The sequence below is a fragment of the Runella sp. R0.1_18 genome (genome assembly GCF_057652155.1).
This window is the reverse complement of record NZ_JBYFCK010000006.1, coordinates 39020-52869: the sequence shown is the minus strand read 5'-3', so window position 1 is coordinate 52869 and position 13850 is coordinate 39020. Positions and strand designations below refer to the sequence as shown.

General features: G+C 44.8%; 11 protein-coding genes. 5 read left to right on the top strand and 6 right to left on the bottom strand.

The features are described 5' to 3' along the window. Window positions 1-320: 320 nt before the first annotated feature. Complete coding sequence (locus tag AC23P2_RS12490) at window positions 321-1472, top strand: LacI family DNA-binding transcriptional regulator (protein WP_487773505.1); 1152 nt, start codon at window positions 321-323, stop codon at window positions 1470-1472. A 66-nt stretch (window positions 1473-1538) separates the two neighbouring features. Here AC23P2_RS12490 and AC23P2_RS12485 read toward each other — a convergent pair whose 3' ends face one another. The 4 genes from AC23P2_RS12485 to AC23P2_RS12470 all read right to left on the bottom strand — a co-directional run bounded on the left by AC23P2_RS12485 (window position 1539) and on the right by AC23P2_RS12470 (window position 4597). Beyond that, entirely contained in the window at window positions 1539-1964 is a 426-nt protein-coding gene (locus tag AC23P2_RS12485; protein ID WP_487773504.1) for a putative toxin-antitoxin system toxin component, PIN family, read from the bottom strand. Further along, entirely contained in the window at window positions 1948-2151 is a 204-nt protein-coding gene (locus AC23P2_RS12480) for a hypothetical protein (RefSeq protein ID WP_487773503.1), read from the bottom strand. The genes AC23P2_RS12485 and AC23P2_RS12480 overlap by 17 nt, the downstream gene beginning before the upstream one ends. A gap of 68 nt (window positions 2152-2219) precedes the next feature. Further along, entirely contained in the window at window positions 2220-3794 is a 1575-nt protein-coding gene (locus AC23P2_RS12475) for an NFACT RNA binding domain-containing protein (RefSeq protein ID WP_487773502.1), read from the bottom strand. Between the two features lie 128 nt (window positions 3795-3922). Beyond that, on the bottom strand, window positions 3923-4597 hold the full coding sequence (locus AC23P2_RS12470; protein ID WP_487773501.1) for a ClpP family protease: 675 nt from the start codon (window positions 4595-4597) through the stop codon (window positions 3923-3925). Between the two features lie 140 nt (window positions 4598-4737). Between AC23P2_RS12470 and AC23P2_RS12465 the strand changes: the two genes are divergently transcribed. The 3 genes from AC23P2_RS12465 (at window position 4738) to porV (ending at window position 10126) form a co-directional block, all read left to right on the top strand. Continuing rightward, window positions 4738-5331, top strand: a complete 594-nt coding sequence (locus tag AC23P2_RS12465) for a sprT domain-containing protein (protein WP_487773500.1) — start codon at window positions 4738-4740, stop codon at window positions 5329-5331. Window positions 5332-5371: 40 nt separating this feature from the next. Then, on the top strand, window positions 5372-8839 hold the full coding sequence (gene porU / locus AC23P2_RS12460) for a type IX secretion system sortase PorU (protein WP_487773499.1): 3468 nt from the start codon (window positions 5372-5374) through the stop codon (window positions 8837-8839). A gap of 84 nt (window positions 8840-8923) precedes the next feature. Continuing rightward, window positions 8924-10126 carry a type IX secretion system outer membrane channel protein PorV gene (porV, locus tag AC23P2_RS12455; RefSeq protein ID WP_487773498.1) on the top strand — a complete coding sequence of 401 codons (1203 nt, stop codon included), beginning with the start codon at window positions 8924-8926 and terminating at the stop codon, window positions 10124-10126. Window positions 10127-10259: 133 nt separating this feature from the next. On the opposite strand, the gene AC23P2_RS12450 is transcribed toward porV, so the two are convergent. Next, complete coding sequence (locus AC23P2_RS12450) at window positions 10260-12143, bottom strand: heparinase II/III family protein (protein WP_487773497.1); 1884 nt, start codon at window positions 12141-12143, stop codon at window positions 10260-10262. 64 nt (window positions 12144-12207) lie between these two features. Then, a complete protein-coding gene (locus AC23P2_RS12445) occupies window positions 12208-12657 on the bottom strand; it encodes a DUF5606 family protein (protein ID WP_487773496.1) in 450 nt (149 codons plus the stop codon). Window positions 12658-12770: 113 nt separating this feature from the next. Between AC23P2_RS12445 and moeB the strand changes: the two genes are divergently transcribed. Then, a complete protein-coding gene (gene moeB, locus AC23P2_RS12440; protein ID WP_487773495.1) occupies window positions 12771-13850 on the top strand; it encodes a molybdopterin-synthase adenylyltransferase MoeB in 1080 nt (359 codons plus the stop codon).

The window sequence follows — 13850 nt, the reverse complement described above, 5'->3', positions numbered from 1 at the left end:
GGTATTTTCTAAATCGACTTCCTAAAAAAGTACAATTCTATACAGAAAAGCACTGAGAGAGAAACACTTATTACAAATTGTTCTCGTTTAATTCTAAGCTAATGTTACTACAACAAGCCCATTTCACCAAGTTATTTACTGTGTTGTTTTAAAAAAAAGCCTAAAATACCTATCGAAAACGTTTCCGAAAACGCCACCGATAGGTATTTTTTTATTACTAAATTTATATATTTTTGTGCAATTAAAGTATTCTCTTCTAATCTCAATGATAATGCAGTCGCTAGGCTCGCTTTGGAGCTAACTTAAAAAAAGACAATTATATGGTGGAGTGTAAACAATGCCAATCGACTTCAGAAGTAGTGAAAGCTGGCTTTTTGAGAGGGCGTCAGCGATTTTATTGCAAAACCTGTCAAGTACATTTTACGGTGGAATTACCAGCAGCTTTGCCACAAAAAACGGCTCGCCAAACCACCATTATCGACATTGCAAAGTCGCTCGGAGTAGCTCCTTCTACTGTATCGCGGGCTTTGAATGGTAGCACCGACATCAATTCTTTGACGCGACAAGAGATTTTACGGGTTGCCAATGAAATGGATTACCGACCTAATCTACTGGCACAGAGCCTTCACCGTGGCGAAACCCACACGATTGGGGTGGTGATTCCCAACATCGAACGGCCTTTTTTTGCGGGAGTGTTGGCAGGGATTCAAAACGTAGCGACGGAAGCAGGCTATCGCGTGATGATTTGTCAGTCAAACGAATCACATTCGACCGAAACCCTCAACGTACAAGCCTTAATCGCCAGTCGGGTGGATGGTTTGTTGATCAGTCATTCCAAAGAAACGACCTCGTTTGAACACATTCGTTTACAACTCAAAAAAGGGCTTCCGATTGTCCACTTCGACCGCGTTTGCAACGAAGTAGAAACGGCCAAAGTGGTTCAAGAAGATTTTGAAGGAAGTTTTGCGTTGGTGGAGCACCTCATCCAGCAGGGTTGTCGCCGAATTGCCGTTTGCGCAGGACCGCCCCAATTATTAATTAGCCAAACACGTTTGGAAGGCTACAAAGCCGCACTGCACCACTATGGGCTTCCTCTCGATGACACCCTGATTTATCACACTGAATTTAAGCAAAGCGAGTCGTTGGCGGCGCTTAACCATTGGCTTTCACTTCCAGAACCTCCCGACGGGATTTTTGCCGTTCATTACGGCAATGCCATTGAGCTTTTGGTAGAACTCAAACATCGTAAAATTCAAATTCCCGCCGAAATCGCCGTTGTAGGTTTCGGGGATGAACTCATCGCCGAGCTGATTGAGCCTTCACTGACGGTCTTTCACCTTTTTCCGTTTGAAATGGGCGAAACCGCTGCTTCCCTGCTGATTGATAATATCATTCACCGAGACACATTTAGCCCCATTACCAAAAAAATGCGAGGAGAGTTACGGATTAGACAATCGTCGATGCGGTTATAAACCACGCAATGGCACAAAATATAGGCGGTTGATTGTATTGATGCTCAACTTACAAGTAACGAATAGTCAAAGTATGGCTAAGAGCTTAATAAATTGACCCATAGTAACAATCGTAGTGTTTTGATAGGTCTCCAAACTCAGTAAATCCTCATCTCCTGTTACCAAAAAATGAGCATCACACGCCTCACATATTCCTAATAAATAGTCGTCATTTGCATCCCTCACTACAGAAGGAATTGAGGTAATCTTTACTTCTTTTAGAAACAACGTTGCCAGAGAGATAAATCTGATTACTTGATTTGGTAGAATAATTTTTGAAAATTTCTTTCGAGAAATAACCCCTTCAAACTCACGCAGTAGTTCTTTAGAATAATACACCTGAAGATGTGAGTTTTTAAAAACCCTGTAATACAGCGTTTTACGAGAATTTCTACTGATACAAGCCGAAATATACCAGTTAGCATCAACTACAATCCTAATCTTTTTTCGCATTACGGAATGCTTTTATCTCCTTTTGAATCTCAGCTGTCGAAATATCCAAATCAGGCAAATCGGCATCTAGTTCTTCAAACAACTCATCTGCCATTTGCAACTGGATTTTTTTGGCAATCGCCAATCTTTCTTTCGCAGAGAAAGCATTAAATGTTTGTATAAATTCAACTTGTGTCATTACCTTCATTTCTTTCTACGTTGTGTGATACCTAAACAAAAATATCATTTTCTACTCCAATTATCAAGCCATCGAAGTTACAAACCACGCGGCTCTACCATCACAACTTCCTCTTTGTCAAGCACGACTTCGCCTTCTGGCAGCCCTTTGGGCTTACGCACAAATTTTTTAGGAGTAACTATCACAGGACAAAGCGTTTCGTTGCGGCGTTTGGAATACCAAGCCGCGATTTGAGCAGCCCGTTCGATGACGCTGTTCGGAATTTTACGACCCGCCTTGTACTTGATGACTACGTGCGAGCCCGATACATCGCGGGCGTGCAGCCATAAGTCTTCTTTATAGGCGTATTTTTTAGTGAGAAGGTCGTTGTTTTTGGCATTTTTTCCAATCAAAATCACGTACCCTTCGTATTCGGTATGTTTGAATAACTGGGTTGGAGAAAGGATGGGAGCATCGGTCAGCAGACTGTTGTTTTTCAAATATTTACGCAACAACTTCAACGATTCAAACGCCTCTATTTCTTGCAAGTGGTTCTTTAAGTCTTCCAACTCACCCTCACGCAGCGCAATGTTTTCTTGCAGTTTATCTATTTCAATCCGTTCGTTTTTTGCCTTTCGGTAATACGTTTCGGCGTTTCGTTGGGGAGAAAGATCAGACTTGAGTTTGATCTCAATATCTCGATCTCGATAAAAATCAAATAAGGTAACTCGTTCGGCACGCTCGGGAATTTGGTGCAGGTTTGCCATCAAAATATGCCCAATTTCCTCATTTTTCACATCGCCATCCACCGTTACCAGTTTTTGAAAGGCTTCTTCCAAATAATTTTCAGTGCGTTGAATTCGCTTTTGAAGCACCCGAACTGCCTCCGATTTCTCTTTGGAAATGACCCCAATCCGATTGTAAGTAGTATAAAAATCGTTTAGGGCTTCAATCGGATTGGTATGACTGCGAATGACCTCACCCAGCGGCACCAGCGAAAACGTAATTTGGTACTGCCACGTAGAAATATAATACGTTGGCTGCTCCAGCTTTTGAAGTACCTCTTGAATTACTTGCCAAGCCAATTTCCCCGTTGGGGTCGAATCCTCGCAGGGCAAGGGGGTTAAATACGCATTTACTTCCTTTCCAAAAGTAGGGAAGAGCTTCCGATGATCGTACCCTGCCGCTTCAAATGCCTCCCAAGATTGGTCGAGTTCGCGGTCGAGTTTTGCTAGTTGCAAGGTATTATCTGACACGAGTTTGTTATGAAATACATCAATCACAGTTTCTTCCTCGAACAACACCGCATTGGAGCGATTACCAAAGAGTTTAAAAACCAAGGTGTAATTATTCTCCAACACCAACCCAAACGCGCGCTCATTCTGAAATTGACGCACATCAACCACTTCCAAATCATACAATGTCTCAAACAAGTCAACGCTATTGTGGCGAGCGCGGCTAAAATCTTCGGGAAAATGCAAGCAAGCAAAATCAGGGCGAAGGGTAGCACGGAGAAAAAACGGACGATAATAATTGTTTTTGCCTCGGGCGTGTGCCAAGACAATCACCAACTCGTCTTTCTCTTGGCTGAAACATTCCATGAACTTCAACCCAACTACCAACGGCCGCAACGCCTGGCTTAACTGCCGCAAAAAATGATAATTCTGATACATGCTGCAAAGGTAATGAGGAGTTAGCAGTTTACAGCCAAAGGGCCAACTTAGGCAACGGTGTTTTGGTCAGAAAACAACAAACGCCAGTAGGTTCATAACCCACTGGCGCTCATTACAAAGCTGATAGCTTATTTCTCTCTTACCAAAACTTCGTCGATAAGACCGTAAGCTTTGGCTTCTTCGGCACGCATCCACTTGTCGCGATCAGAGTCTCTTTCGATTGTTTCCATCGTCTGACCTGTGTGGTTTGCCAAAATTTCGTACAACTCTCCACGCAATTTCACGATTTCGCGGGCTGTGATTTCAATGTCAACCGATTGGCCTTGTGCCCCACCCGACGGCTGGTGAATCATGATACGAGCGTGTGGAAGTGCCGCACGCTTGCCAGCAGCACCACCCGCCAACAGTACCGCTCCCATCGACGCCGCCAAGCTTGTACATACCGTGGCTACGTCGGGACGCACGTACTGCATCGTGTCATAAATACCCAAACCTGCATATACCGACCCACCTGGGCTGTTGATATACATCAAAATATCTTTCTTAGGATCAGCCGATTCTAAAAACAACAACTGCGCCACAACGATATTCGCGATTTGGTCATCAACAGGCATACCAAAGAAAATGATACGGTCGGCCATCAAACGCGAAAATACATCTACTTCACGGAAGTTCATGGGGCGCTCTTCGATGATAGCGCGGGTCATATTTTCAACGGTGTGGTTCACATATCCATCTACCGTGAGGCCATTCATGCCAAGGTGTTTTACTGCGTACTTTCTAAATTCTTGTCCGTGATTCATGGTAACTTAACTTTATATGTTTATTTTGTGTTTACAGAACATAAAACGCAAACGCTTGGTTCGACAGGCAAAAATGCAGAATTTAGCGTTTGTTTGTTGTCAGTTAAACCAACAAATTATCGGTGGAAGCGAGATTAGCGATGTGGAACATCCTGGAACGCCACGTTCCAACCCCTTCAGTAGCCTATTGCTACGACCTATGGGAACGTTATCAGTTTGATTTTGTGGTGACTCGTCCTCGCCATACGCGTCTGGGCGATTTTACGGCAAAACCCAATCAACGTGAGCGAATTACAGTCAATAACAACCTCAATCCTTACAATTTCCTCATCACTTACCTGCACGAAATCGCCCACCTTGAAGTGTATCGTTCGTACAAACGCCGCCAACCTCCGCACGGAAAAGCATGGAAAACGCATTTTCGTGCTTTATTGCTGCCTACCCTGAACGAACAAACGTTTCCCGCGTCGATTTTGTCCCCGCTTATGCTATATTCCCACAATCCAACCGCATCTACGGGGACTTTCTTACCACTCATGCAGGCCATCAAAAACGTGGATGCGCCGCATTCAGATTTGGTCATGGTAAGTGAGTTGTCGGAAGGGCAAGCATTTCGATTACAGCAAAAAGTCTTTATCCGAGGCACGCAGCGCCGCACTCGCATCGTTTGTATAGAGAAAACCTCGCAAAAAAAATACTTGGTCGCCGCCCATGCTTGGGTAGAACGACTGTAGTTATCTTTGAGAAACGATATACAAAAGCAGCATCTTATTCGTGAAATTTTTACGCACATATCGCTTTATTGGAAAGGTGCTGGGTTACTCCTGTCGTCGGAGTGACAAGGGGAAAATTTGGAATAATAGCCCTCTAAACTCCAAACCCAAAACGCCAAACTTCAAACCCAAAACCCTAAAACACCTCCTATTTTTACTTTTACTGGCTACTGCCAGTTGGGGGCAAAATCAGAATTCGGCCCTTGCTACTGGAAAGTGGTTTAAAATTGGTGTGACACAAACAGGCGTGTATCGAATTGACGCGCCATTTCTCAAAAAACTGGGGATTGCCACTAGCGATATTAACCCAAAAAACCTTCGTCTATTTGGAAACGGTGGCTATATGCTTCCACAATCAAATGCCCAAAACAGGGCCAATGATTTAACCGAAAATGCGGTTTATGTCAAAGGGGAAAACGATGGCAAATTTGACGAAGGTGATGCCCTTTGGTTTTGGGGACAAAGTCCGCACGAAATTCGCTACAACACAACCGAAAAACGCCTTGAACACCAACTCAATCTGTATAGCGACACTACCTTTTACTTTTTACAAATAGACGCTACGCAAGCGGGGCTTCGCCTTCCAACTTACCCTTCTGGCAATTCGGGAACAATACAAACAGCTTTTGACGATTATATTTTCCGAGAAAGTGAAATATACAACCGCGTTCAGTCGGGAAGAGAATGGTGGGGTGAGTATTTTGGCAATCAAACACGCCAAGATTTTTCGGCCGATGTAGAAGGTTTACTTCCCAACAGCCCCGTTAAAGTGACGGTCGCCAGCGTAGCCGCCGCGCAAGTCACTACCAAATTTGTAGTGGGAGTCAATGGACAAACCTTAGGCGAACAAACCATGGGAACCGTTACGAACTACCGTTATGATTCCAAAGGTTTGCGCACCCAAAAAACCTATGACGGTCAACTCTCCAACGCAACCACGCGGGTTACTACCTCCCTGACCTTCGACAAAGCAGGGCAAGCCAATGCTGAAGGGTATTTAGATTTTTTTGGATTGCAAATTCAGCGTAGCCTTCGTTTATACACCCAACCCACTATTTTTCAATCTCTTGCTTCGTTAACCCAAGATTCGGTTCGCTATCAAATAGGGCAAGCCACTGCCCAAATGCAGCTTTGGGATGTTACCGACCCACAACGACCTGCGGCTCAGTCATTTCGATTATCGGGAACAGAGGCATTGTTCGGGACTTCGGGGAGAGTACTTCGTCGGTTCGTGGCCTTTTCCGAAACTCAGTTATTGACACCCATTTCGAGTCAACCCATTTCAAATCAAAATCTCCATGCCGTCGCCACGCCTAATTTGCTGGTCATCACGTCGCCTATCTGGCTTAAACAGGCACAACGACTTGCCACTTTTCGCCGCCAAAATGATGGATTAGACGTCATCGTCGTCACCACAAACCAAGTCTATAACGAGTTTGCGTCAGGACAAGCTGACCCAACGGCTATTCGTGATTATGCCAAGTTTTTGAACAACCGCCAACCCAATACCCTCAAGTATTTGTTGCTTTTTGGTGATGCAACTTATGATTATAAAAACAACCTCAAGGCATTTTCTCCGCTTGAGATGACCTATTTTGTGCCGTCCTACGAAAGCCGCGAGTCGGGGCATCCTGTGCTGAGCTTTACGTCTGACGACTATTTTGGCTTTCTTAAACCTACTGATGGAGAATGGATTGAGGATTTTAGTGGGAATCATTTACTCGACATTGGCGTGGGTCGGTTGCCCGTCAAAACTACTGCCGAAGCCGAAACTGTGGTGAATAAATTAATCCGTTATGTAGCCAAACGCGGGCGTGGAAAGTGGCGGCAAAAAATTGCTTTTGTGGCCGACGACGGCGATGCCAATTTGCACCAACAAGACGCCGAAAACTTATCGACGCAAATTGCCTCGACGACGGCCTCTTACGAACTTCAAAAGGTCTATGTCGATGCTTTTCCCCAAATTGGCAACCCCATTCACGCCCCCGAAGCAAGCAAGGCCATCGACCGATTAGTGGACGAAGGCGTATTGATTATGAACTACACAGGGCACGGCGGCATTTCCATTTGGGCTGATGAACAGATTGTTACGCTTCAAAATATTCTAAATTGGCGAAATCTCGATAATTTACCGTTGATGATTACAGCCACTTGTGAATTTGGGCGGTATGATAACCCAGGAGAAGTTTCGGGAGCCGAATTGGCCGTTTTGAGTCCAAGAGGCGGCGCTATTGCCATGCTGACCACCGCACGACCAGTCTATGCCAGTACCAATTTTTTACTCAATGAAGCTTTTTACGAAAGTGCGCTCGAACGTACCAGCGGGGACGTACCGCGCTTAGGTGATTTGATGCGAATGACCAAAAACAAAAGCTTTAGCGGGATTTTTAACCGAAATTTCACCCTTCTCGGCGACCCTTCTTTACGCCTCAATTACCCCGATTTTAACGTAGAACTCGCCACTCAGGATACCCTAAAAGCGGGTGGAAAGGCGCGCATTAGCGGTCAAATTAAACTTGGGAATCTCCTCGTGAACGATTTCAATGGAGTTGCAAACATCAGTGTTTATGACAAAGAAAATCAACTCATGACACTCGGCAACGAAGACCCAAAAATGCCTTATAAGCAATTTAAAAGCAAGATTTTTGAAGGACAAGTAAGCGTTAAAAACGGCTTGTTTGTCGTCGATTTTATTGTCCCCAAAAACATTGATACAAAACTTGGGAATGGGCTAATACAAGTCTATGCCGTCAAAGCCGACACTAGCGCCGATGCCTTGGGAGGTACCAACCAAGTGTGGGTTGGTGGCACTGCACTTTCTAACCCCGACACCAAGCCGCCCGTGGTCCAGCTTTACCTCAACGACCAAAATTTTGCAGAAGGAAGCCAAGTAGATGATAGTCCGTTACTAATTGCCAACCTGAGTGACGAAAGCGGTATCAATTTGCTTCAACCCATAAGTCTAACCCTCAACGATACTTTGACACTACTGGTAAACGACTATTTCACAGCAAATCAAGACAGTTATCAAAGTGGCAGGATTAATTATTTACTCAAAAAACTCCCTGCGGGCGACTATGTAGTTCGCTTAAAAGTTGCGGATATATATAATAATTGGAGTGAGGGAACGTTAAAGTTTAAGGTAGGCAAAGAATCGGCCATTGTGAAAAACGTCATTGCCTATCCTAATCCGTTTGTAGAACAAGCCACCCTACAAGTAGAGTTGGTCAATGAAGGAGAAGATGTCGAAGTAACAACAACAATTTTCGACATCAGTGGGAATTTGGTACGGAGCGAAACACAGACCATTTACAATTCGGACGCTATCCTAACCACCATGACTTGGAACGCCGCTACGCAACACCGCCAACCTGTACCTGCTGGCGTATATGTGTTTCGAATTGCTGTGAAATCTCTTACTCGCCAACAGACTCAAACCGTGGGTGGTAAGTTAATAAAACCAAAATAGATTTTGAAAATAGGAATTACTATCTTTGTGTGTTTTAAAATAAATGTACGTCTCTTGACACATTCACATTTCTTCCATTTCCTTATGCTAAGAAAAACCTCTCCCGTCTTTCTTGTGATGGGTCTTTGCACTTCTTTCATATCTTTCTCTCAAGTTATAACTGGCCAAGATACAACTGGCGGCCCTGTAATTGCTTCGGTTCCCTTCGCTGCTTTTACCCCTGATGCCCGTAGCGCCGCGTTGGGAGATGCAGGTGCTGCCCTAAGTCCAGATGCAAATGCTATGTACTGGGGTGCAGCTAAATTAGCCCAAGCAACCAAAAACTACGGAGTCTCTTTTTCATATACGCCATGGCTTCGCAACGTAACTGAAGATATGTATTTTGCATATCTGTCTGGCTTCAAAAAAATTGGCAAAAACCAAGCCGTAGGTGTCAGCCTTATGTATTTTGACCATGGTATGTTCCAAGCGCGTAACACCTTTGGTACACTGCTTGGGAATTATTATTCCAACGAATTTTTTGCTTCAGTAGCTTACTCACGCAAGCTTACCGATAAATTTTCGATGGGGTTGAACCTTAAATACATCAACTCGAACCTCGGAGGAGGAGTTCAGGTAATGGGTAACTCAGCCCTCAAGCCTGGTACAACTGCGGCGGGGGATTTGAGTGCCTTTTACCAAACTGAAAATATCGACGAAGGGACTGGCACAGGCTGGGGTTATTCGTTCGGCTTGATGCTTCAGAACATTGGGGGGAAAGTAAACTATGGCGGTACTGACAGTGGCTTTATTCCTACCACATTTAAGTTTGGTGGAGCGGCGACTCGCCACATCGACCCTTACAATAAGATTACGTTTACCATGGACTTGAACAAGCTGATGATTCCAACGCCTCCAATTCGTGATGCATCAGACAATATTGTTAAGGGCAAAGACCCTAACCGTAGCAGTATAGCGGCGATGTTCAGTTCGTTTTCGGATGCACCAGGTGGCGCAAGCGAAGAACTTCGTGAATTCATGATTTCGGCAGGGGCGGAGTATTGGTACAACGAAGTATTTGCCGTACGTGCAGGTTATTTCAATGAAGCTAGAATCAAAGGAAACCGTAAGTACTTTACCGTTGGTTTCGGAGCACGTATCCAACAACGTTACGGTATCGACTTCGCCTATTTGATGCCACAAACGCAAGGTAGCCCATTGGCAAATACCTTCCGCGTATCACTCATCGTAGATATGTTCAAAAAAGCCGCCGATATGGCGATTGATAACAACGAAAGCGAAAATTAATCATCCTCGTTTTCCACAAAAAAGCCGCTTGCGAAATCGTAAGCGGCTTTTTTATTTCGGGTTGTGAGCCACTTTCGGCGTAGAATTCGGGTTGTAAGCAACCCTCAACACGGGGCTTTTTTATTTGGGTTGCTCAAAACCCGCTCTCGACGAAAATCTCTGTCTTGATGTAATGCTCCGAATGACTTATTACCCAGCGTTTACACGCTTCTTTCTTTCCGTAAAGGCTAGAATACCAACCCTCTTCCTCCAAAATGCTCAATGGATTCCCCTGTTTGTCAAAAGCAGCCAACTCAACGCTATTCTCGGCTATCTCCGACGGATGCCAAATTTGGTGCATGGGTAGGTCAGTAGGTGCATTTTCTAGCCAGTCTTCGACTACCCAAACCAATTCACCTTGCTTTTTCTGCACCTTTCTACGGTGAATAATACCTTTGCCTACCTGCGCAAAAGCTTCAATTTGCCCCTCAAAAATCCATGTTTTGTCTTGTTGTTTCCAAGAGGCTGTGGCTTCTTTCACCCAATTATACCACACAAAGCGAGGCCCTTTTTGCATTTGGTCGTAGGTTCCGAGCATCACGGTATTATGAGAAGCCGTTCCAGCAAAATAACGCGTCCATTTTTCATCGGTATTGTACAAGTAAGAGCCCGCATCTCGCAACAGGTTTTGACCGTTAACCCACACATCTAAGTGCAAGTTATCTGCTTGAAAAGGGCGGTCTTTGTACGCTCCACATCGAACAAACGTCACACTCTCATCCACATCACGTACGACGTAGTAGCCCCCTTTTTCAAATGAAAAAGTACCTGTAAATGGTTTTTGAGTGGGTTGAGAAATCGTTGTTGTTCCAAACCAAAAACAGTCTTCCGTCATTTGAGTTGGAACGCCTAATGCTGCCTCCAGCGCCGACAATTGCGGGCGGTAGTCGCGGTAGTGCGCCGAATTGAGAGGAAAAAACAACGCGCCATCGTTGTTGCCATAATTGGGCAGCCAGCCCGTTTGGGTATCTTGGCACACGCGTAGAAACTCCAGCGACGCTTTGGCACGGTGATATACCCGTTCCGAAAACGATTCTCCATTAAGTTCACTCAAACGAATTGCCCACGTAAGCAACTGAATCACAACGCGATGATAATTCATCGAAAACTGTAAAAACGTCCCATCTTCGTAGATTTGGTAAGCGATTTCTTCTTCAAACCATTTTTTCCCACGTTGTTTCCAGCGCGGAGCATCGGGAAAAGACGGATACAGAAGACCTACGAGGTACAACGCCAAGGTTTCAGTAATGGCGTGGTTATTGCGTACAGCAATGCGTGAAAAATCAATATTTTCTTCTACATGCCGCATTTGCCAGTACAGCACGTGCATGAGTTTCTCAAAACGCGCCTCCGTCAGGGCTGACGAATTTTTGTAATAGTGCAGCGCAAAAGTCCAGTTCAACACCCGCAGCGAAATTTCTTGGCTACAACGCCAATTGGGACCACAATTGATGGGATTTGCGTCTATCCAGCTTTCTATTTCTTGAAAGACAATTTCGGCATTGTTTTCTCCCAAATAAAAATCACCGCGAATCAACGGATACAAAAACGCGAATCGTGATTTTTCCCACACGTATTTAATGTCTCCCGCTACAGGCGATAAATCAGGAATGTCTGTCCAGTGTTTAGTGGCGTCGTAGCGGTAGCCGTTAGAGGGGTTGGTTAGCCAATCAGCCACTTCGTAGTACGTGGCGCTAAACATCAAAAGGCGACCTTGTCGGTATTCGTTGAGTTGGTCAATCAATTTCTGTCGTTCCTCCTCCGCAAGCCTCATGCCCTCCGCTAAGCTTTCTTTCGCCTCAAAAAAGAACCGCACGTCCAATTTTTTCCACGCAGCTAATGACGAGTACGTTTTCAACGGGGGCTGCGTAGGAAAAGCCGCTTTGAGTAGGCCCGTTCGGCGGCGGGCTTCGTACCACAGACGAAAGGCCACGTATCGCGGCCCCATGTTGGTTAATATATTGAGTACTTTTTTCATAAAAATTCCTCAAAAGAAAAAGCCGTGATGGATGTCACGGCTTCTACGTTTTTTCTCAAGTCGCTTACTTAGCTTCTTCTTCGGCTGTTTCGGCGGCTGGTTGTTCTTCGGCTGCTTGCTCAAACACTTGAGGTAATTGAACCAAAAGAATGTTGTACCAAGAAATAATTTTACGAACATCCGACAAATACACGCGCTCAGTGTCATACCCTGGCAATACCGACGTCATAAAGTCCACCAATTGGTAATCTGACATGGCTTTAGGGTCAAGACTTTCCCCTTGGTATTTGCTGTGAATATTTTCAAAAACAGTAGCAAGTGGCGTCGCTTGGTCTGTATCTGCCATAAAGATGGAAATATCTTTCAAAACAGAAACACGCGCTGAAGCACCAATCATTGATTTTTCACGCTTTGCGTCCAAACTTTCTACGATTACCCCTCCGCGTCCTGGTTTAAGGATGCGATACAACCCTGACTTACCCGAGAAATTGGCAATCTCTTTCAACAATTCCATATCTTACAAATGATTTTTGCGTAGTTATTTTTCAGAATTAGGGCACAAAAGTAATGCTTTTTCATGGAACTTTTGTTTGGGGGTTTAACATTTGTTACTATAATTCCATCATTATGCTCACTCCCGAAGAACTAAGGCGTTACAGCCGACATTTGCTCATTCCTGACCTCGGAATCGAAGGCCAACAAAAGCTAAAAGCGGCCCGCGTTTTGGTCATTGGGTGCGGTGGGCTGGGGAGTCCCATTTTACTGTACTTAGCGGCGGCAGGCGTAGGTACATTGGGTATTGTGGATGGCGACCGAGTGGATGATAGCAACCTGCAACGCCAAGTTATGTACGGCAGCGAGTCGGTAGGAAAACCCAAGGTGGAAGAAACCCAAAAGCGGTTACAGTCGCTCAATTCGTTTGTGCAAGTAAACCCCTATTTTGAAAACCTCACTTCCCAAAATTCACTTTCCATCATTGAGCCGTACGATTTTGTGGTGGATGGTTCTGACAACTTTCCCACGCGGTATTTGGTCAACGATGCCTGTTTACTCCTTAATAAACCCTTGATTTACGGTGCTATTTACCGTTTTGAAGGACAAGTAGCCGTTTTTAATTACCAGAATGGCCCCAACTACCGCGATTTATTCCCGACTCCTCCCCCACCCGAACTCGCCCCCAATTGCGCAGAAGCAGGGGTCTTGGGCGTGTTACCTGGCATTATCGGCTGCCTGCAAGCCAACGAAGCTTTGAAGCTAATCACGGGAATAGGAGACGTTCTTTCGGGAAAATTATTCGTCATGGATGCCCTCTCGATGGTTAGTCGCACGATTCGGATTCCCAAGCTTCCCGAACGGCCAATCGTTACGCAACTGATTGATTACGAAGCTTTTTGTGGAATTACAAACGATATAGAAAACGATATTTCCCCTGAAGAATTTCAGGAATTGATTAATAATAGCACTGATTTTCAATTGATTGATGTCCGTGAACCCCACGAATATGAACTAGACAACCTCGGTGGTGAGCTTATGCCACTTTCCCGATTGGAAGAATTTGTGCCGTTGATTCAGCGCAACAAGCGGGTCATTGTGCATTGTCAAAGTGGAATGAGAAGTCAGAAAGCAATCGCTTTACTGAAAGAAAAATTCGGTTTCACTCAGCTTTCCAACCTAACTGGAGGAATTGTGGCCTATCGGAAATTGTAA